At 69.5% G+C, this 17,616-nt stretch carries 18 protein-coding genes and 1 tRNA gene; 13 read left to right on the top strand and 6 right to left on the bottom strand.

Features of this window, described 5'->3' with window-relative positions; translation table 11 throughout:
* Window positions 1–15 precede the first annotated feature (15 nt).
* Both FPZ11_RS02020 and imuA' read right to left on the bottom strand, forming a co-directional pair.
* Complete coding sequence (locus tag FPZ11_RS02020; protein ID WP_367889425.1) at window positions 16–1,536, bottom strand: DNA polymerase Y family protein; 1,521 nt, start codon at window positions 1,534–1,536, stop codon at window positions 16–18.
* A 179-nt stretch (window positions 1,537–1,715) separates the two neighbouring features.
* Window positions 1,716–2,516, bottom strand: coding sequence for a DnaE2-dependent mutagenesis accessory factor ImuA' (imuA', locus tag FPZ11_RS02015; RefSeq protein ID WP_210415936.1), 801 nt, complete (start codon window positions 2,514–2,516; stop codon window positions 1,716–1,718).
* Between the two features lie 154 nt (window positions 2,517–2,670).
* On the opposite strand from imuA', the gene FPZ11_RS02010 reads away from it, so the two are divergent.
* The 3 genes from FPZ11_RS02010 to FPZ11_RS02000 are packed head-to-tail and all read left to right on the top strand — an operon-like array spanning window position 2,671 to window position 4,449.
* Window positions 2,671–3,381, top strand: coding sequence for an SOS response-associated peptidase (locus FPZ11_RS02010; protein WP_146317942.1), 711 nt, complete (start codon window positions 2,671–2,673; stop codon window positions 3,379–3,381).
* Between the two features lie 43 nt (window positions 3,382–3,424).
* Window positions 3,425–4,012, top strand: a complete 588-nt coding sequence (locus FPZ11_RS02005; RefSeq protein ID WP_146317939.1) for a PadR family transcriptional regulator — start codon at window positions 3,425–3,427, stop codon at window positions 4,010–4,012.
* The gene (locus FPZ11_RS02000; protein WP_146317937.1) at window positions 4,009–4,449 is read left to right on the top strand and encodes an ester cyclase; all 441 of its coding nucleotides are present in this window, start codon (window positions 4,009–4,011) and stop codon (window positions 4,447–4,449) included. Before FPZ11_RS02005 ends, FPZ11_RS02000 begins: the two co-directional genes overlap by 4 nt.
* A gap of 27 nt (window positions 4,450–4,476) precedes the next feature.
* On the opposite strand, the gene FPZ11_RS01995 is transcribed toward FPZ11_RS02000, so the two are convergent.
* Window positions 4,477–5,307 carry a mechanosensitive ion channel family protein gene (locus FPZ11_RS01995; protein ID WP_168203711.1) on the bottom strand — a complete coding sequence of 277 codons (831 nt, stop codon included), beginning with the start codon at window positions 5,305–5,307 and terminating at the stop codon, window positions 4,477–4,479.
* 152 nt (window positions 5,308–5,459) lie between these two features.
* On the opposite strand from FPZ11_RS01995, the gene FPZ11_RS01990 reads away from it, so the two are divergent.
* Window positions 5,460–6,203: a formylglycine-generating enzyme family protein gene (locus tag FPZ11_RS01990; RefSeq protein WP_146317933.1), complete on the top strand. Its 744-nt coding sequence runs from the start codon at window positions 5,460–5,462 to the stop codon at window positions 6,201–6,203.
* Window positions 6,204–6,225: 22 nt separating this feature from the next.
* Here FPZ11_RS01990 and FPZ11_RS01985 read toward each other — a convergent pair whose 3' ends face one another.
* A complete protein-coding gene (locus FPZ11_RS01985) occupies window positions 6,226–7,101 on the bottom strand; it encodes an NAD(P)-dependent oxidoreductase (RefSeq protein WP_146317931.1) in 876 nt (291 codons plus the stop codon).
* Window positions 7,102–7,213: 112 nt separating this feature from the next.
* Between FPZ11_RS01985 and FPZ11_RS01980 the strand changes: the two genes are divergently transcribed.
* Window positions 7,214–7,816: a CGNR zinc finger domain-containing protein gene (locus tag FPZ11_RS01980; RefSeq protein WP_146317929.1), complete on the top strand. Its 603-nt coding sequence runs from the start codon at window positions 7,214–7,216 to the stop codon at window positions 7,814–7,816.
* Window positions 7,817–8,077: 261 nt separating this feature from the next.
* Here FPZ11_RS01980 and FPZ11_RS01975 read toward each other — a convergent pair.
* Window positions 8,078–8,163: transfer RNA gene (locus FPZ11_RS01975), tRNA-Leu, on the bottom strand.
* A gap of 95 nt (window positions 8,164–8,258) precedes the next feature.
* On the opposite strand from FPZ11_RS01975, the gene FPZ11_RS01970 reads away from it, so the two are divergent.
* The 3 genes from FPZ11_RS01970 to mshC are packed head-to-tail and all read left to right on the top strand — an operon-like array spanning window position 8,259 to window position 11,719.
* Window positions 8,259–9,602, top strand: a complete 1,344-nt coding sequence (locus FPZ11_RS01970; protein ID WP_146317927.1) for a M20/M25/M40 family metallo-hydrolase — start codon at window positions 8,259–8,261, stop codon at window positions 9,600–9,602.
* Window positions 9,603–9,615: 13 nt separating this feature from the next.
* Window positions 9,616–10,485 (top strand): undecaprenyl-diphosphate phosphatase, encoded by an 870-nt coding sequence (locus FPZ11_RS01965; protein WP_146317925.1) that lies wholly within the window; start codon window positions 9,616–9,618, stop codon window positions 10,483–10,485.
* The gene (gene mshC / locus FPZ11_RS01960; RefSeq protein WP_146317923.1) at window positions 10,478–11,719 is read left to right on the top strand and encodes a cysteine--1-D-myo-inosityl 2-amino-2-deoxy-alpha-D-glucopyranoside ligase; all 1,242 of its coding nucleotides are present in this window, start codon (window positions 10,478–10,480) and stop codon (window positions 11,717–11,719) included. Before FPZ11_RS01965 ends, mshC begins: the two co-directional genes overlap by 8 nt.
* Before the next feature lie 64 nt (window positions 11,720–11,783).
* Here the strand turns inward: mshC and FPZ11_RS01955 are convergent, their stop codons facing one another.
* The gene (locus FPZ11_RS01955) at window positions 11,784–12,725 is read right to left on the bottom strand and encodes a proteasome assembly chaperone family protein (RefSeq protein ID WP_146317921.1); all 942 of its coding nucleotides are present in this window, start codon (window positions 12,723–12,725) and stop codon (window positions 11,784–11,786) included.
* Window positions 12,726–12,841: 116 nt separating this feature from the next.
* On the opposite strand from FPZ11_RS01955, the gene FPZ11_RS01950 reads away from it, so the two are divergent.
* From FPZ11_RS01950 to FPZ11_RS01930, 5 genes are all read left to right on the top strand, one after another.
* Window positions 12,842–13,516 carry an HAD family hydrolase gene (locus FPZ11_RS01950; protein WP_437438612.1) on the top strand — a complete coding sequence of 225 codons (675 nt, stop codon included), beginning with the start codon at window positions 12,842–12,844 and terminating at the stop codon, window positions 13,514–13,516.
* The gene (locus FPZ11_RS01945) at window positions 13,513–14,550 is read left to right on the top strand and encodes a tRNA (adenine-N1)-methyltransferase (RefSeq protein WP_146317919.1); all 1,038 of its coding nucleotides are present in this window, start codon (window positions 13,513–13,515) and stop codon (window positions 14,548–14,550) included. Before FPZ11_RS01950 ends, FPZ11_RS01945 begins: the two co-directional genes overlap by 4 nt.
* A 60-nt stretch (window positions 14,551–14,610) precedes the next feature.
* Complete coding sequence (locus FPZ11_RS01940) at window positions 14,611–15,540, top strand: FKBP-type peptidyl-prolyl cis-trans isomerase (protein ID WP_146317917.1); 930 nt, start codon at window positions 14,611–14,613, stop codon at window positions 15,538–15,540.
* Between the two features lie 71 nt (window positions 15,541–15,611).
* Complete coding sequence (locus tag FPZ11_RS01935; protein ID WP_146317915.1) at window positions 15,612–16,616, top strand: helix-turn-helix transcriptional regulator; 1,005 nt, start codon at window positions 15,612–15,614, stop codon at window positions 16,614–16,616.
* A complete protein-coding gene (locus FPZ11_RS01930; RefSeq protein WP_146317913.1) occupies window positions 16,609–17,613 on the top strand; it encodes a helix-turn-helix transcriptional regulator in 1,005 nt (334 codons plus the stop codon). Before FPZ11_RS01935 ends, FPZ11_RS01930 begins: the two co-directional genes overlap by 8 nt.
* Window positions 17,614–17,616 lie beyond the last annotated feature (3 nt).

The raw sequence follows: 17,616 nt of genomic DNA, 5'->3' as shown, positions 1-17,616 counted from the left end.
GCGAGCGACATGCGCTCAGTCATAGCGGGCCTCGAGCATCCACTCGCCGTGTTCGAGCAGCACGAGCCACGCGCCGCCGTCGGAGTCGACGAGCTGCAGACGGTGCACGCTGCGGGCAGCGTCCGTATCCCACCAGCGTTCCTCGACGGGCCACGGCCCCGCCCAACCGGAGACGGCGACGGGCGGCCTGCCTGGCGCGGGGGAGAAGCCGACGGGGTCCGCCGTGAGCTCGCCCGCGTCGTCCACGTCGACGGCGGCCCCGGATGCCGCCACCACGGCACACCGCGCGGGCGGCGCGTACACCGTGGCGGGCAGCGGGGGTGGGAGAGATCCCGGCCAGGGCTTCGCGCGGTCATGGGCAACGGCATCCGAGGCCCGATCGCCCCACGGCACGAGCACGGCGCGATCGGCGAGCATGCGACCGCCGCCCACGGCGGGCGTGCCGACAGCCTCGTGCCCGAGCATGCTCTGCACCCTGGAGAGCGCGTGATGCACCCGCTCGTCCGGACCGCCGCCGAACAGCCCGTCTTCGTGGTGGCCGGCGGCATCCACCGCCTCCGGCTTCACCGTCACCTCGACGACGGCGGAGTCCAGCCCACTGCCCGCGCCTGCACCCTCGAGCTGCCAGCGCACCCTGTCGACGACGTCGGATGCCGTGAACCACCTCGGGTGCAGCCACGTGCGCTCGCTCTCCGCGCCGGACTCCGAGCGGGCCACGATCGTGATCGCCGTGGCGACGAGCTTCGCGCGCACCAGGGATGCCACGAAGTCGTCGGCCGTCTGCCTGAACGCGAACGTCACCTCGTCCGCCCGCTCCAGTCCGGGCTCGAACGCGATCGATCGCTCCAGCACGGCCTGCGGATCGCGCGGCACCACGACGGTGCGCTCCGTCCCGGTGGCGAGCGCATGGGCGCGCACGCCCGCCTGACCGAACCGGTCTTCGAGCTCCAGAGGATCCAGTGCGGCGAGCGTCCCGATGGTGTCCAGTCCGAGTCGATGCAGCAGCGTCGTCAGCTGCGCGTCGAATCCGAGCGCGTCGACGGGCAGAGGCGCCAGAAAATCCGCCGACCGGCCCGGCTCCACGATCAGCACCCGGCCACCCGATCGACGGGGACGGGATGCCGCGCGCGCGGCCTGCTCGGCGGCGAACGGTCCGTCGGCGATGCCCGCGCACGCATCGGGGGAGCCGTGCTCGGCGGCGACGCGCAGCAGCTCGCGGGCGGCGGCATCCTCCCCGCCGTAGAACCGTGCAGGACCGCGGGCACGCAGCGCGCACAACCCCGGCCGCATGGGCTGCACGCCGGGAATCGCTTGCTCGATAGCGGCCAGCAGCGGCTCGAACTCGCGCTGGTCGAGACCCCTGTCGTACCGCAGCACGGTGAGCGCGGCACAGCGCGCCTGCGCCTCCCGCACCCGCAGCCCCCGCCGCACCCCCTCGCGACGCGCCTCGGCCGATGAGGCGAACACCATCCCCTTGTCGATGAGCGCGACAGGATGCCCGCCCTCCGCCAGCCCAGCGGCCACCGCCGCGCGCACCGGCCAGTCCGGGCACCACAGGACGAGTGTTCGGTTTTGCCTTGTGCGCCCGTCCCCGCCGGGCGCACCGCGGTCGACCGGTCGCATGGCAGCGCCCGGCGCCGTCAAGGCCGCCGCCTCGAAGAGCGTGTCACGCTCACGAGGCCGCCCGTCCCCGCCGGGCGCACCGCTGCCAGACATCAACCCACCGCCCTAAGACCTCGTTCGCCGGGGTCGCGTTCCCTGAGACCGCGCGGCACCGCGTGCAGGCCACCACGGGCCTGTCCAGCGCGCACCCGGCGGAGGGGAACGGTGAGCGGCGTCGGAGCCGCCGGCGCGGCATCCTGCAACCGCCCGTCGGGCGTCAGCAGCAGTCGCGCGCTGCGCTCCCTGCCCCACGACCGGCTCTCCGCCGTCACCGTGACCTCGCGCACGCCGAGGTAGCCGTGCCCCTCGCAGACGCCGACCCAGCTGCTGGATGCCACCCCCACCCTCGCATCCACCCGCGGCCACGCCCCCGCGACGAGCAGCACGGCACCGCGTTGCCGCAGCCTGGCCGCCAGCCGCGCGGCCTCCGCGTCTCCCACACGTGCGGCCGGGGCGACAGCCACCACGCTCACGGCGTCGGCGAGCGCCGCCGTCACGCCGAACCAGCGGTCACCGGGATGCGGCACCAGCACCAGCCGGTCGAGGTCGATGCCGAACCGGGCCGCGGCCTCGGTGCCGAACCCCGGCATCCCCACCACAGCGCACCAGGCGCCGTCGGCACTGGGACCGGCCAGCAGTGTCATGAGGAGCGAGGTCGATCCGCTCACCGAATACACGCCACCGGGCTGCAGTCCTCCGCCAGGCAGCAGCGCTCCCAGCGCAGGATGCGTGGGCAGCGCGCCGCCGTCCACCCTGGTGCGCTCCAGCTCGCCCAGCTTCGAGCGCAGCGCGAGCAGCCGATCCAGATCGGCTCTCGCCCGCTCGACGGCGGTGCTCTCGGCGAGAAGTGTCACTCTTCCAGTGTCGAACGCATATTCGATACTGTCAAACCATCGGAGCGCGAGGTTTCCGCTCGATTATTCGATGCGAATCGACGACCGCTCGCCGCCCCGCAATATGTCACTCGCAGCTCCGCAGTATGTCAGCGGCCGGTGACACACTGAAGCCATGTGCGGACGTTTCGCGATGGATGACGACGTCAACGAGCTGATCACCGAGTTCGTCGCGGCGGGCGGCGACCTGCACGACTGGCGGCCCAGCTATTCGATCGCGCCGACCGACGTCGTCCCCATCGTGAGGGAGCGGGTCGACAGGGCGACGGGGGAGGTGCGCCGCAGCGTCGACGGCGCCGTCTGGAACTTCCACCCCGCGTTCATGCGCGATTCGAAGCGCCCGAACTTCAACGCCCGCATCGAGACGGTGGCCAGCAACGGCCTCTGGAAGGGTGCCTTCGCCTCGTCACGCGCCATCGTGCCGATGCGCGGCTACTACGAGTGGACGGGCGAGGCCGGCCACAAGCGCGCCCACTTCCTGCACGCCACCGACGGCGGTCTGCTCGCCGCCGCCGGCATCTATGCCGTGCGCAAGGTGGACGACGAATGGCAGGTGTCCACCGCCATCATCACGAGGGAGGCGAAGGATGCCTCCGGCGCGGTCCACGACCGCATGCCCGTGTTCCTTCAGCGCGACGTCTGGGAGGAGTTCCTCACACCCGACAAGCTCGACGAGCCGGGCAAGCAGAACCTGGTGAATCTGCTGTCCGCGGAGTCGGACCGCATGGCCGCCACGATCACCGGCTACGAGGTCGATCCCCGGGTCAACAACTCCCGCGCGGTCGACCCTGCGGATGCCTCGCTCATCGAGCCGCTGGCATCCTGAAAGTCACTAGACGATAGCGACTAGTCTATATAAACTAGTCGCTATGAAACGCGGAGACTCGACACGTCTGTTCCTGCTCGCCGAGCTCGTTCGGCGCGGGCAGGCGCACGGACACGAGCTGCGGCGCGAGGCGAAGATCGGCCGCACCGAGCTCTGGACCGACGTCGGCGTCGGCTCGATCTACACGACCTTGCGGCGCCTGAACGACGAGGGCCTGGTGGAGCCCGTGCGCACGGAACGCCCGGGGCTGCTTCCCGAACGCACCATCTACACGATCACCGACGAGGGCAGACGCGAGTTGCGCGTGCTCCGCGACGAGTTCCTGCGCACCGTCGAGCTGCCCGCCGATCCCTTCGACCTCGGCCTCTCCGTCTCCGACGACGTGCCGCAGGCCGAGCTGAGGGCGATCATCGACGACCGCATCGGCACGTTCCGAACCCGGATCGAGCAGCTCGAACATCAGCAGGATGCCGCCGGCGACTATCTCGACGACCGAGACCGCGACCTCTTCGCACATCTGATCACCAGGCTGCGTGCGGAGATCGCCTGGCACAGCGCGGTCGCCGACCGCATCACCGCCGAGCACGACAAGAAGAAGACAGCGCCACGCGACGCGAAGGAGTCATCATGACCACAGCACACGACCTGAAAGATGTCGCCGAAGCCGGATTCCGCCTGATCGAGACCGGGGACGAGTCCGAGGCGGCACGCATCGTCTCCTCCGACTTCGTCAATCACGAGGCCGAAGACGATCCGGAAGACGCCGAACGCCAGGAGCGCGGGCCCGCCGGCTATCTCGCAACGGCGACCTGGCTGCGCGACGCGTTCTCCGACCTGCGGTTCGAGCTCCACGAGGTCGCCGTCGACGGCGACACGGTGATCGCTGCCAGCATCATGTCCGGGCGCCACACCGGCGTGTTCCAGGGCATCCCGCCCACCGGCCGTCATTTCGCCCAGAAGCAGGTGCACATCTTCCACACGAGAGACGGCCGGATCACCAGCCACCGGGCCGTCCGCGACGATCTCGGTCTGCTCTTCCAGCTCGGCTGGAAGCCGAACGCGCGGTAGCCGCGCCGCAGCCCGTCGTTCGCCTCGTCAGAGCACGGCGGGCGGGGTGAGCGGCGGATCCGTCCTCTGCGACGTGACCACGGCATCCCTGTCCGCGACAGCGGCGTGCACGGCGGCCACCATGTCCGACCGCGACGTGCCGCGGTGGGTCGGTGCGTGCCGGTACCGCACCGACAGCGTCGCCCTCGTCGGCTCGATGGTCACGAACAGCACCTCGGCGTGCTTGCCGTCGACGATGGAGTCCACGCCGGCGCAGGCGGTGCGGATGCTCTGCACCACGGCATCCAGGTCGTCGCGGTTCGTGTAGCGCACGCGCACCTCCACCTCGGAGCGCAGCGCCGTGCGCTCCGACTCGTTGAGGAACGGTGCGGAGATCACCGTGGAATTCGGGATGTGCGCGATCGCGCCGTCGAACTGCCGCACGGTCACCGAACGTCCGTTGATCTCGGTGACGACGCCCTCGTAGTCGGCGATGCGCACCACATCGCCGCGCACGAACGGACGCCTTGTCTGGATCACGAGACCCGCGGCGTAGTTCTCCGACACTCCGCGCAGCGCCAGCACCGCGATCACGCCGAGCACGATCGCGAGTGCGATCACCGGCTGAATGGGGGCCCCGAGGAAGGACAGCGCGATGCCGACGCCCAGCAGGATCAGCGTCGTGCGCACGCCAGAAGCGATGCGCTTCGCCACGGCAGGGGTCAGATTCGGCACCCGGGCGAGAACCGCCGTCGTTCCGCGCCTGGCGAGCACGCCGAGCACGATGCCCAGCACGACGCTGAGCACGGCGAACACCACATCCCAGGGATCGAGGCCCGCCAAGAAGCCTGCGGCGTCGCTGGCGTTCGGCGTGGCCATCCTCATCGGCGTTTCCCCTCGCATCGCGCGCACTGCTGATGGCGAGCCTGTCACGCCGGAATGGGCGCGCAGGGGAGCCACGCGGCACAGGGCGCCCGTCACGCTCTGCGCACTCAGCCGTGGGTCGGTGCGGCCGCTGACATACTTTGCGGATGGCCGACATCGAGCTCGCACGCATCGAGGGCGGCTCGGTGACCTTGCACGACGCACGACGCAAGGCGAGGCGCGCGGTCGAACTCGAGCCCTTCGATCTCGGCGTCTACGCGGTCACGCAGGAGCAGCTCGCGGAGCTCATCGGCGAGACGGCCTCCCATCCACGCCGGCCGGCAGTCGAGGTGAGCTGGCTGCGCGCCATCCGGGTCTGCAACGCGGCATCCGAGTGGGAAGGCCTCGAGCCCGCCTATTCCTTCGATGGCGAGGATGTCACGTGGCACGTCGACTCCGACGGCTTCCGCCTGCCCACAGAGGCGGAGTGGGAATTCGCGTGCCGAGCGGGATCCGCGGGGCCGCACTACGGTCCGCTCGCGGAGGTCGCCTGGACGGCTACGGACGGCGTGAGCTCACCGCAGAATGTGGGGGCGAAGCATCCGAACCTCAACGGCCTTTTCGACACGCTCGGCAACGTGTGGGAGTGGTGCTGGGACCTGCTCGACCCCGCCCGCTACGGCGCCTATCGCGTGTTCCGAGGCGGTGGATTCGCGGATGACGCGTGGAGCGTGCGGGCATCCACCCGTCGTGGAGGGGATGCCCGCACCTACCAAGACGACGTCGGCTTCCGTCTGGCGCGCGGCGGCTTCGACTCCGAGGACGAGGCGCAGGGCTGGTCCGCCGCCGACGACCGGGAGCGCGCCATGACCAACGCACTGCTGCCGCCTGGCTGGACGCCGCTGCGCTGAGCCACGCCGCAGACGAGAACGCTCAGTCGCGCCGCGCGCGCGGTTGCTGTTCGGCGATGGATGCCCAGTCGTCGTCGCCGTGCCCGTCACGCACGGCCAGATCGAAGACCTCCCGCAGCAGCTCTCCTGTGGGCATCGTCAGGTCATGCTCGGCCGCCGCGTCGAGGGCGAGGTGAAGGTCTTTGCGGCCGAGCGTGGTGGTGAACGCCGCCGGCTGGTAGCGGCGCTCGGCGATCAGCGCACCGTAGGAGGCGTAGACCTGGCCGGGGAAGAGCGTCGTGGTCAGAAGCTCGATCAGCTGCGCTGCGTCGACGCCGGTCCGCTCGGCCAGGCTCACGGCCTCCCCGAGGGACTGGATCGCTGCGGCGATGAGGTAGTTGCCGATGATCTTCACGACGTTCGCCTGCTCGGGCCGGTCACCGAGGCGCCAGGTGCGGGAGCCGATCACGTCGAAGAACGGCTGAACGCGCTCGATGAGCCCGGGATCCCCGGCGGCGAGCACGTTCAGTTTTCCCGCTTCCGCAACGGGTGCACGGCCGAACACGGGCGCGGCGACGTAGCCGACGCCGTGCGCAGCGTGCACGTCGGCCGCCGAGCGGGCGAGCTCGGCGCTCACCGTCGACAGGTTCACGTGCACGGTTCCCGTCGGCGCACCCCCGAGCACTCCCGAGTCGAGGAAGACGTCGGCCACGGCGTCGTCGTTCGACAGCGTCGAGAACACGACGCCCGCGCGCAGCGCATCGGCGACGCTCGACGCCGAACGTGCACCCATGGCCACGAGTTGCGCCTCGGGATCGGGGGAGCGGTTCCAGACGATCACGTCGTGTCCTGCTGCCAGAAGGTTGCGGGCGATGGGGCGTCCCATCGCGCCGAGTCCGATGACGGCGATGCTGCTCATGCGTGTCCCCTCGATGACGATCAATGAACCTATTCAGTCGGTTCAAGTATGGCCGAGTGTAGGCTCGTCACGAACCATCTGAGACAGTTCACCCAACACCGAAGGACGGGCGATGGCACACGACGCGACGATTGGCCGCGCAACCGAGCCCGCCGTGGCAGCAGAGGATGCCTCGCGACAGTTCCGCCTCGACAACGAAGTGCTGGCGTTCCGCTTCGCCGCCACGGTCAGCCACCGTGCCGGCTCGGCTCCCTTCGAACGATTGGTCTCACCGGAGCGCATGAGGCTCTGGATGCTCGCGACCGGCCTCGACCTCACCCGTGACGTCAGCTCGAAAGAGCTCGCCACCGCCATCGCCCTGCGCGAGGCCATCTACCGCGCGGGCTCCGCGATCGCGCGAGCCGTCGTTCCGTCCGCATCAGACGTGGACATCATCAACACCGCTGCCGCGGCCGGTCGTCCTGTCGCGCGACTCGTCGAGCAGAAGAGCCGATGGATGCTCGACCCCAGGCATCCCGTCACCGACGCCCTCGCGGTGATCGCCGCCGATGCGATCGCCGTTCTCGGAACATCGGCCGCAGGGCGGGTCAAGACCTGCGAGGGCGTCGACTGCGCAGGACTGTTCCTCGACACGAGCAGGGGCGGCAACCGTCGATGGTGCTCGATGAACACCTGCGGCAACAAGGCCAAGAAGTCCCGCATGGCGCGGCACTGATCCGCGTCGCGCCCATACGGCGCTCGCCCCTGGGCCGCTCGCGCCGACTCTTCACGGACAAAGAAAGAGGGCCGGCCCTTTCGGACCGGACCTTTTTGTTTTGTGCGCGAGGGGGGACTTGTCCCTATCGCTTCCCCCACACGCCGCTGCGCGGCGCGCGGGGACCCCCAGCGATGGGGGCCCACCCGGGGGCGTTCAAGGCGACCCGACGCGGACAAAGTGAAGAAGGCCGGCCCTTTCGGACCGGCCTTCTTCACTTTGTGCGCGAGGGGGGACTTGAACCCCCACGCCCGATAAAGGGCACTAGCACCTCAAGCTAGCGCGTCTGCCTATTCCGCCACCCGCGCGCAGTTCGGAAGCTGATGTCTCAACCGCCGACGTACGAGATTAGCACGAAACCAGAGGCCCCTTTGCACACCCGGCACCCGGTAGCGTTGGCAGCATGACCACCCCGAACGAGACCACCGACGGAGTCGGATCTCCGGGAGCTGAGCACCACCTCGACGAGACGGCGCGGATCGCCCGGGACCTCATTCGCATCGACACCACCAACTGGGGCGAGGGACGGGCGAAGGGCGAGGCGGATGCCGCCGCCTACGTCAGCGAACACCTCGCCTCCCTGGGGCTGCACCCTCGCACCTACGAGTCGAGGCCGGATCGCACGACCGTCGTCGCGCGGGTCGCCGGTCGCGACCGGAGCAAGCCGGCACTTGTGGTGCACGGCCACCTCGACGTGGTTCCCGCCGACCCGTCGGACTGGACGTTCGACCCGTTCGCGGGCGAGATCCATGACGGGCTTCTGTGGGGCCGCGGGGCCGTGGACATGAAGAACATGGACGCGATGATCCTCACCGCGGTGGGAGACATCCTCAAGGCCGGCGAAGCACCGGAGCGCGACCTCGTGATCGCGTTCTTCGCCGATGAGGAAGACGGCGGACTGTTCGGCTCGCACTTCATGGTCGACGAGCATCCAGACGTCTTCGACGGCGCCACAGAGGCCATCAGCGAGGTGGGCGGGTATTCGGTCGATGTCGCGGGCACCCGCGCCTACCTGCTGCAGACAGGGGAGAAGTCGCTGCTCTGGCTGCGGCTCGTCGCTCGTGGAGCGGCGGCGCACGGCTCGCGGATGGTCAGCGACAACGCGGTCACGAAGCTCGCGAAGGCGATCGTCACCATCGGATCGCACGAGTGGCCACTGCAGCTCACCGACACCACGACGCAGCTCGTCGACGAGCTGGCGCGGCTGATGGGAGTCGACCCTGTGGCGCTGGGACCGGACGAGGTGGTGCTGCGCAGCGGAACGGCATCCGGTTTCGTGCGAGCCACGCTGCGCACCACGAGCAACCCCACGCTGCTCAAGGCCGGCTACAAGCACAACGTCGTGCCGGAGCGCGCGGAGGCGCTGGTCGACATCCGCACGCTCGCCGGCGATGAAGACGATGTGCTGCTGAAGGTGCGCGAGCTCATCGACGACGATGTGGACATCGAGATCGTGCACCGCGACATCGGACTCGAGGCGCCGTTCGCCGGCCCGCTGGTGACGGCGATGAAAGAGTCGCTGATCGCGCACGACCCCGAGGCCGTCGTGCTGCCGTACCTGCTCTCCGGGGGCACCGACAACAAAGCCCTGAAGCGACTGGACATCACCGGCTACGGGTTCGCGCCGCTGAAGCTGCCCGCCGACGTCGATTTCCCTGCCATGTTCCACGGCGTCGACGAGCGGGTGCCTCTCGACTCCCTCGTGTTCGGCCGCACCGTGCTGCGTCACCTGTTGTCCACCTACTGACCGAAAGGCATTGATGGACTTCGTCAACGCGCTGATTCTCGGCCTCGTCCAGGGACTCACCGAGTTCCTCCCCGTCTCCTCCAGCGCGCACGTGCGCATCGTCGGCGAGCTGCTCGGAACGGGGGCTGATCCGGGGGCGGCGTTCACCGCGATCATCCAGCTGGGCACGGAACTCGCCGTGCTCGTCTACTTCTGGCGCGATGTCACCAACATCATCAAACGCTGGTTCCTCGCGCTCTTCGGCCGCATTCCGCGGAACGACCCGGATGCCCGCCTCGGATGGATGATCATCGTGGGCAGCATCCCCATCGTCGTGCTCGGTCTGCTGTTCCAGAACGCGATCGAGACCACCTTCAGGTCGTTGTGGATCGTGGCCGTGATGCTCGTGCTGTTCGGCGTCATCCTCTGGATCGCCGACCATGTCGGAGCACGCACTCGACGCGTCTCCGAGCTCACGTGGGGCCATGCCGCCATTTACGGACTCGCTCAGTCCCTCGCCCTCATCCCCGGCGTCTCGCGCTCGGGCGGCACGATCTCAGCCGGTCTCTTCATGGGCTATCAGCGCAGCGCCGCCGCACGGTACTCGTTCCTGCTCGCCATGCCTGCCGTCTTCGGCAGCGGGCTCTACGAGCTCTACAAGTCGGTCAAGCATCCGTGCGTCGCCGGCTCGTCCGACGCTCTCGCGCACACCTGCACGCCGGAGGTGTTCTCGGGAGTCGACACGTTCGGCGCAACGGTCGTCGCCTTCGCCGTCGGACTGCTCGTGATCGCGTTCTTCATGCGCTACATCTCGCGGCGCAGCTTCCTGCCGTTCGTCGTCTACCGCATCGCGGTCGGCGTGCTCCTGATGATCCTGCTCGCCACGGGGGTGCTCAGTGCCTGAGTCCTGGCCCGCTCCGAGCGTGCCTCGGCTGCCCGGAACCGGCCGGCCACCCGAGCTGTACGACAGCGCCTCACAGGGCAGGGTGAGCGCGCGTCCCGCCGGAGAGACGGCTCGGCTCTATGTGTGCGGGGTCACACCCTACGACGCGACGCACGTCGGCCACGCCAACACCTACCTCGCGTTCGACACGCTGCAGCGGGTGTGGCTGGATGCCGGATTCGGCATCCATTACACGCAGAACATCACCGATGTCGACGACCCGCTGCTGGAGCGTGCGACCGCCACCGGCGTCGACTGGCGCGAGCTCGCCGCCGGGCAGATCCAGCTCTTCCGCGACGACATGACGGCGCTGCGCGCGCTGCCGCCGCACGACTACGTGGCCGTGACCGAGGTGGTGGACGAGATCGCGGATGCCGTTGCCACCCTCATCGACGCCGGCGTCGCCTATCGGGTCCCCACCCCCGACTCCGCAGAAGACGACGTCTACTTCGACACGGCGGCCGCCACCCGCATCGGCCCGTGGCACCTCGGCGAGGAGAGCAACCTCTCTCGTGACGTCATGCTCGCGCTGTTCGCCGAACGCGGCGGCGACCCGAGCAGACAGGGCAAGCGCGACGCGCTCGATCCCCTTCTCTGGCGCGCCGTGCGCGACGGAGAGCCGTCCTGGAGCACCACGGTCGGCAGGGGGCGTCCTGGCTGGCACATCGAGTGCTCCGTGATCGCGCTGAAGCACCTCGGCCCCGATTTCACGGTGCAGGGCGGGGGAGCGGATCTGCTCTTCCCGCACCACGAGTTCAGCGCGGCCCACGCGGCCTCGCTCAGCGGGCATCCGCTCGCCGAGGTCTACAGCCATGCGGGGCTCATCTCGTATCAGGGCGAGAAGATCAGCAAGTCGCTGGGCAATCTGGTGCTGGTGTCGCAGTTGCGTCAGCGCGGCGTCGAGCCGGCGGCCATCCGTCTGGCGTTGCTCGCCCACCACTACCGCGCGGAGTGGGAGTGGACGGAGGAGGGACTGCACGAGGCGGAGCTGCGGCTGGCGGCGTGGCGGGGCATCCGTGCCGACGACGACGCGGCGAGCGCCGACGACGTGCTGGACACCGTGCGAGAGCGACTCGCCGACGACCTCGACACTCCAGGTGCGTTGGCGGCCGTCGACGACGCGGCGGCGAGCGGAGTCGACGATCCGCAGCTGATCGGCGCGCTCGTGGACGCGCTCCTCGGCATCGAGCTCTGACGGCCTCGCCGCCGCGGCCACAGCCCGCGGTGGCGGATCGGCGAGCTGCCGTCAGGCCGATTCGTTAGTCGCGCCGCCAGGGTTCGTCTGGCCCGCGGCCGTCGCCCTTGTCTCCCCGTCCGTCGCCGCGACGACGCAGGTACCGCTCGAACTCCTGGGCGATCGCCTCGCCGCTGGCCTCGGGGGAGTCGACGGTGTCGCGCGCCTGCTCGAGCTGTTCGATGTAGGCGGCCATGTCTTCGTCGTCGGCCGCGAGCGCGTCGATGCCGCTCTCCCAGGCCGCCGAGTCCGCAACGAGGTCGCCACGCGGAATCGTCACGTCGATCAGCTGCTCCAGCTTCTCGATCAGGGCGAGCATCGCCTTCGGGCTGGGGGAGTTGTGCACGTAGTGCGGCACGGACGCCCAGAGCGCGAGCGTGGGAATGCCCACCGCCTCCGCCGCGTCGCCGACGACGCTGAGGATGCCCACCGGCCCCTCGTACGTGGGCCGTTCGACTCCGAGGTCGGAGCGCACCTGCGGGTTCTCGCTGGAGACGAACACGGAGATGGGCCGTGTGTGCGGCACGTCGGCCAGCATGGATCCCAGCAGCACGATGCCGTCGATCCCCGAGGCGAGCGCAGCGTCGATCAGCTCGCCCGTGAACGCCTTCCAGCTGCGCGATGGCTCGGTGCCGAGCAGCAGATAGAGGTTGCCGACGCCGCTTCCCGCCGCGTGCATCCCGCCGTCGTCGTCGAGTGGATCGACGCGGATGCCAGGCGAGACCGGCGCGTACACCACGGCTCCCGGCCACTCCAGCTGGCGCCTGCCGTCGTCGTCGCCGGCCAGCACGGGGCGGTTGAACTGGAAGTCGTAGTAGAGCTCGGGGTCGATGCTCGCGATCGGCACGACGTCGAGAGAGTCCTTGAGGGCGCGCACGGCGCCGCTCGCCGCCTCTCCCGCGTCGTTCCATCCCTCGAAGGCCACCACGAGGATGCGCCCGTCGAAGATCCCGCTGTCGTTGCTCACGCTGTCGGCTGCCTTCGGTTGTCGGCGCCCGTCTGGACGCGTCCATCCAGAATAGGCCGCACGTCCTCCCGACGCCGGGAGCCGCCACGGCAGGGCAGAGCGCCCGCCTAGACTTGATGCTCGTGACCTCTGCGACCCCTGCCGCCGTGCTGTTCGACATGGACGGCACCCTCGTCGACACCGAGCCGTACTGGATGCAGGCCGAGACCGAACTTGTGCACGCCCACGGCGGGGCCTGGACGCATGACGACGCCCTCGTGCTCGTGGGATCGGGCCTCTGGGAGTCCGCGCGTGTGTTCCAGGAACACGGTGTGGACATGCCTGCCGACGACATCGTCGCCACGCTCACCGCGCGCGTGCAGGAGCAGCTCGACGCCGACGGTGTTCCGTGGCGCCCGGGCGCGAAGGAGCTGCTCCGCGAGCTGCGCGACCACGGCATCCCCACCGCTCTGGTGACCATGTCGGTGCGGTCGATGGCGCAGCAGATCGTGTCGCACATCCCGTTCCCGGCTTTCGATGTGCTGGTCACCGGCGACGAGGTCGAACGGCCGAAGCCTTTCCCCGACCCTTATCTGGATGCCGCGAAGCTGCTCGGCGTCGACCCGCACGCCTGCGTCGCGATCGAGGACTCCATGAACGGGCTCGCATCGGCCGTCGCGGCGGGCACGGTCGCCATCGGGGTCCCGCACATGATCCCGCTGCCGGACAGCGATGAGCACACGCTCTGGCCCACCCTCGCAGGCCGTGGCCTCGCCGATCTCATCGAACTCATCGAGGAGCGTGCCGCGTGACCGACGAAGCCGTCCCGGCATCCTCCGGCCCGTTCCGTGCGGGCGACCGCGTGCAGCTCACCGGGCCCAAAGGTCACCTGCACACCATCACCCTCGAGCCGGGCAAAGTGTTCCACACCCACAGGGGCCCGCTTCCGCACGACGCCATCATCGGGCTGCCCGACGGCTCCGTCGTGGCGAACGAGGCGGGCGTCGAACACCTCGCGCTGCGCCCGCTGCTCACCGATTTCGTCATGTCCATGCCTCGCGGTGCCGCGATCGTCTACCCGAAGGACGCCGCGCAGATCCTCGCCCAGGCCGACATCTTCCCGGGCGCGACCGTGGTCGAGGCGGGCGTCGGGTCCGGCGCGCTCTCGCTGTGGCTGCTGCGTGCGATCGGCTCTGCCGGCCGGCTGGCATCCTTCGAGCGGCGGGACGAGTTCGCCGATGTCGCCCGCGGCAACGTCGAGACCTTCTTCGGGCGGCTGCCCGACGAGTGGAGTCTCACGGTCGGCGACCTCCAGGAGCAGCTGCCCGCAACCCTGCCGGACGGCACGGTCGATCGCATCGTGCTCGACATGCTCGCGCCGTGGGAGTGCGTGGATGCCTGCGCCACCGCCCTCAAGCCCGGTGGCGTGTTGCTCTGCTACGTCGCCACCGTCACGCAGCTCTCCAGGGTCGCAGAGGCGATCAGGGCGAGCGAGCTGTTCACCAGGCCCATCTCGAACGAGACGATGGTGCGCGGCTGGCATGTCGAGGGTCTCGCCGTGCGTCCGGATCACCGCATGATCGCCCACACCGGCTTCCTCATCACGGCGCGCCGGCTGGCACCCGGCGCTGTGCTCCCCGACCTCAAGCGCCGGGCGTCCAAGAGCGACTACAGCGAAGACGACGTCGAGGCGTGGACGCCCGGAGCGCTCGGCGAGCGCGTGGTCAGCCCGAAGAGCCTGCGCAAGCGAGTGCGCGAGGCGTCGGAGTCCGCGCGACTCGCCAGGGAGCGCGACGTGCCCGAAACGGGCAGCGCCCCTCACGAGCCACCTACCGCGGTCGACTAGCATGGGTTGCCGGGCGCCTGCCGCCCGAGCCCCCCGTCGTCCCTCACCGAAAGAGGAATCGTGCGCACTCTTCTGGCACGCAGAGCATCCGAACGCACCTCCCGCACCCGCCGACTCGGCACCGTCGCGGTGGCGGCGGCGATCGTCGCGGTGGGGCTCACGGGATGCTCCGCCGCAGGCAGTGGCGACTGCGTACAGCCCGGCGCGGCCTCCGAGCTCATTCCTTCGTCGGGCACGGCCACCGCCTCGAGCTGGAAGTTCCCGAAGCCGCTGCACGCCGACTCGCTGCAGAAGAGCACGTTGACCAGCGGCAAGGGCGCCGAGATCGTCGACGGTCAGCCGGTCATCCTCGACGTCGGAATCTTCAACGGGCTGACGGGCAAGGCCGTCGTCACCGCCGCACAGGGCGGCATGATCAGTGCGAGCACCTCGGGCAGCCAGCTCCCCGGCCTGCAGAAGGCGCTGCTGTGCAGCACCGTCGGCTCGCGTATCGCGGTCACCGGAACGGTGACGCAGGTGCTCGGCAAAGAGGCACAGCTGAACATCCCCGCGTCGTCCACGGTGGTGGCGGTCGCGACCGTGAAGAAGGCCTTCCTCGCCCGCGCCGACGGCACCCCGCGGCCCGGTCAGCCCGGCATGCCGACCGTCGTTCTCGCACCGAACGGTCAGCCCGGCATCAAGATCCCGTCTCACGACGCCCCCAAGACGCTGTCGACGGCGATCCTCAAGCAGGGTTCGGGCGAGACGGTGAAGAAGGGCGACTACACGGTCGTCAACTACACGGCGGTCGCGTGGAACAGCCCCGACACCGTCGCCTCCTCGAGCTGGCAGAACGGCTCGGCCGACATCTGGCCTGCCACTGACGGCTCCGTGCCCACGACCGTGACGAACAAGCTGATCGGTGAGAAGGTGGGCACCCAGCTGATCGTCGTCACGCCGGGAAGCAACGCCACGGCGTACGTCATCGACATCCTCGGCATCGCCAAGTAGCACCGAGCACGTCCCCTACGGGGACCGGATCGCCGCCCGCCGGTGCGTCAACAGACCTTAGGATTGCCTGCGTGTCCCCACAGAAGGTCCCCGTCGAGGAGCGGCTGTTCTCGCTCGTGCTCACCCTCGTCGCGACCGAACAGGGACTGACGAAGAACGAGATCCTCTCCAGCGTTCAGGGCTACAGCTCACGGTTCCGCGAGGGCGGCGACAACAGTGCGCTCGAGCGGCAGTTCGAACGCGACAAAGACGACATCCGAGAGCTCGGCATCCCGCTGGAGACCGTCGAAGACCCCGGCGATCCCGGCAACAACCAAGCACTGCGGTATCGCATTCCGAAAGCGGCATACGATCTCCCCGCCGACATCGAGTTCTCCGCCCAGGAGATGGCGTTGCTGCGCCTCGCAGCCAGAGTCTGGCGTGAGGGATCGCTGTCGGCCGACTCGCGACGCGCGATCATGAAGCTGCGCACGCTGGGGGTCGAAGCAGACGATCCGCTCGTCGGCTTTGCCCCGCAGGTGCGCATCCGCGAGGCCGCGTTCGAGCCGCTCGAGGTCGCCCTCGAACGCAGCGTGGTCGTGAACTTCGAATACCTCAAACCAGGGGAGGGCCTGCCGACGAAGCGTTCCGTCGAGCCCCTCGCACTCGTGCAGTTCCACGGACGATGGCTGCTGCACGCTCACGACAGGGGAGCCGATGCGCCGCGCACGTTCCTCATCTCCCGCATCATCGGTCGTCCGCGGGTGACGCAGATCGCGTTCGAACGCCATGGAACGGACTACGCCGCAAGGGCGATGGACGAGCTGCAGGCCATCTGGGAACGCAACGCGGCAGAGCTCGACGTCGTCGCGGCGACCGATGCCTGGGTCCGCCTCACCAAGCGCGAAGACACCAGGGTGAACGACGAGGGCAACCTCCTCGTGCACTATTCCGACACGGCGCTGCTCGCCGACGAGCTCGCCGGCTACGGCCCTGAGGTTCGCGTGGTGTGGCCGCCACGGCTCGTGCAGGCGGTGCGCGAACGGCTGGCCACGACACTCGCGACGCACTCGGAGGGGGTGGACGCCCATGGCTGAGCCCGCCCAGCAGCGCGATGCCCGCGACAAGCTCGCCCTCCTGCTCTCGCTCATCCCGTACCTGATGGACCACGACTCGGTGCCGGTGAAGGATGCCGCAGCCGCGTTCGAGGTCACTCCCAAGCAGATCCGCGACGCCGTGCATCTCATCGCGGTGTCCGGTCTGCCGGGCGAGTCGCGCGCCTACCTCGCCGGCGACCTGTTCGACATCGACTGGGACGCGCTCGAGGACCGCGACACGATCGTGCTCACGCACACGGTCGCCATCGACGACACCCCGCGCCTGTCTGCGCGCGAGGCCGCCGCACTCATCGCTGGGCTTCAGTATCTGAGTGCGCTGCCCGAGCATGCCGACCGCGACGCGATGGCATCCCTCATGGCCAAGCTCGAGCGCGGCACAGCCGCGGGCGCCGCGCAGGTCGCCGTCACCCCCGCCGGACTCCGCGACACCATCGCCACGGTGCGCGCGGCCATCGGGGACCACACGCAGCTGGAGTTCGATTACGTGAGCGCCCGCGGCGACTCCGAGCGCCGCAGCGTCGACCCGCTGCGCATCGAGTCGGTCAACGACGACTGGTACCTGCGCGGCTGGTGCCACCTGCGCAAGGCTGTGCGCACCTTCCGCCTCGACCGCATCGACCAGCTCGTGAAGACCACGCGCCCGATCAGCGAGCACGCCGAGCGGGTCGTGCTTCCCGAACGCCTGTTCCAGGGTTCGCCGGACGACCTCACGGTCTCCGTCGATGTCGCCGCCGCAACGCTGCCGCTCATCGCCGACTACGTGCCCGACGACGCGCCGCGCGAGCCCGACGGCGACATCGTGCACACCAGGGTGCGCGTCGCCCATTACCACGGCCTCAAGCGCATGGTGGCGAGGTTCGCGGGGCAGCTCACCGTGACGGCGCCGCCCGAGGCCCGCGCGGCCGTCGCCGCCTGGGCATCCGCCGGTGCCGCACGGTACGCCGAGACGACGTCCGCCGACGACGAAGAGGGTTGAGCC

Origin of the sequence: Humibacter ginsenosidimutans, from assembly GCF_007859675.1 — a bacterium.
Lineage (GTDB): Bacteria > Actinomycetota > Actinomycetes > Actinomycetales > Microbacteriaceae > Humibacter > Humibacter ginsenosidimutans.
Note: the sequence above shows the minus strand (reverse complement) of the source record. Positions and strands in the feature narration are given on the sequence as shown.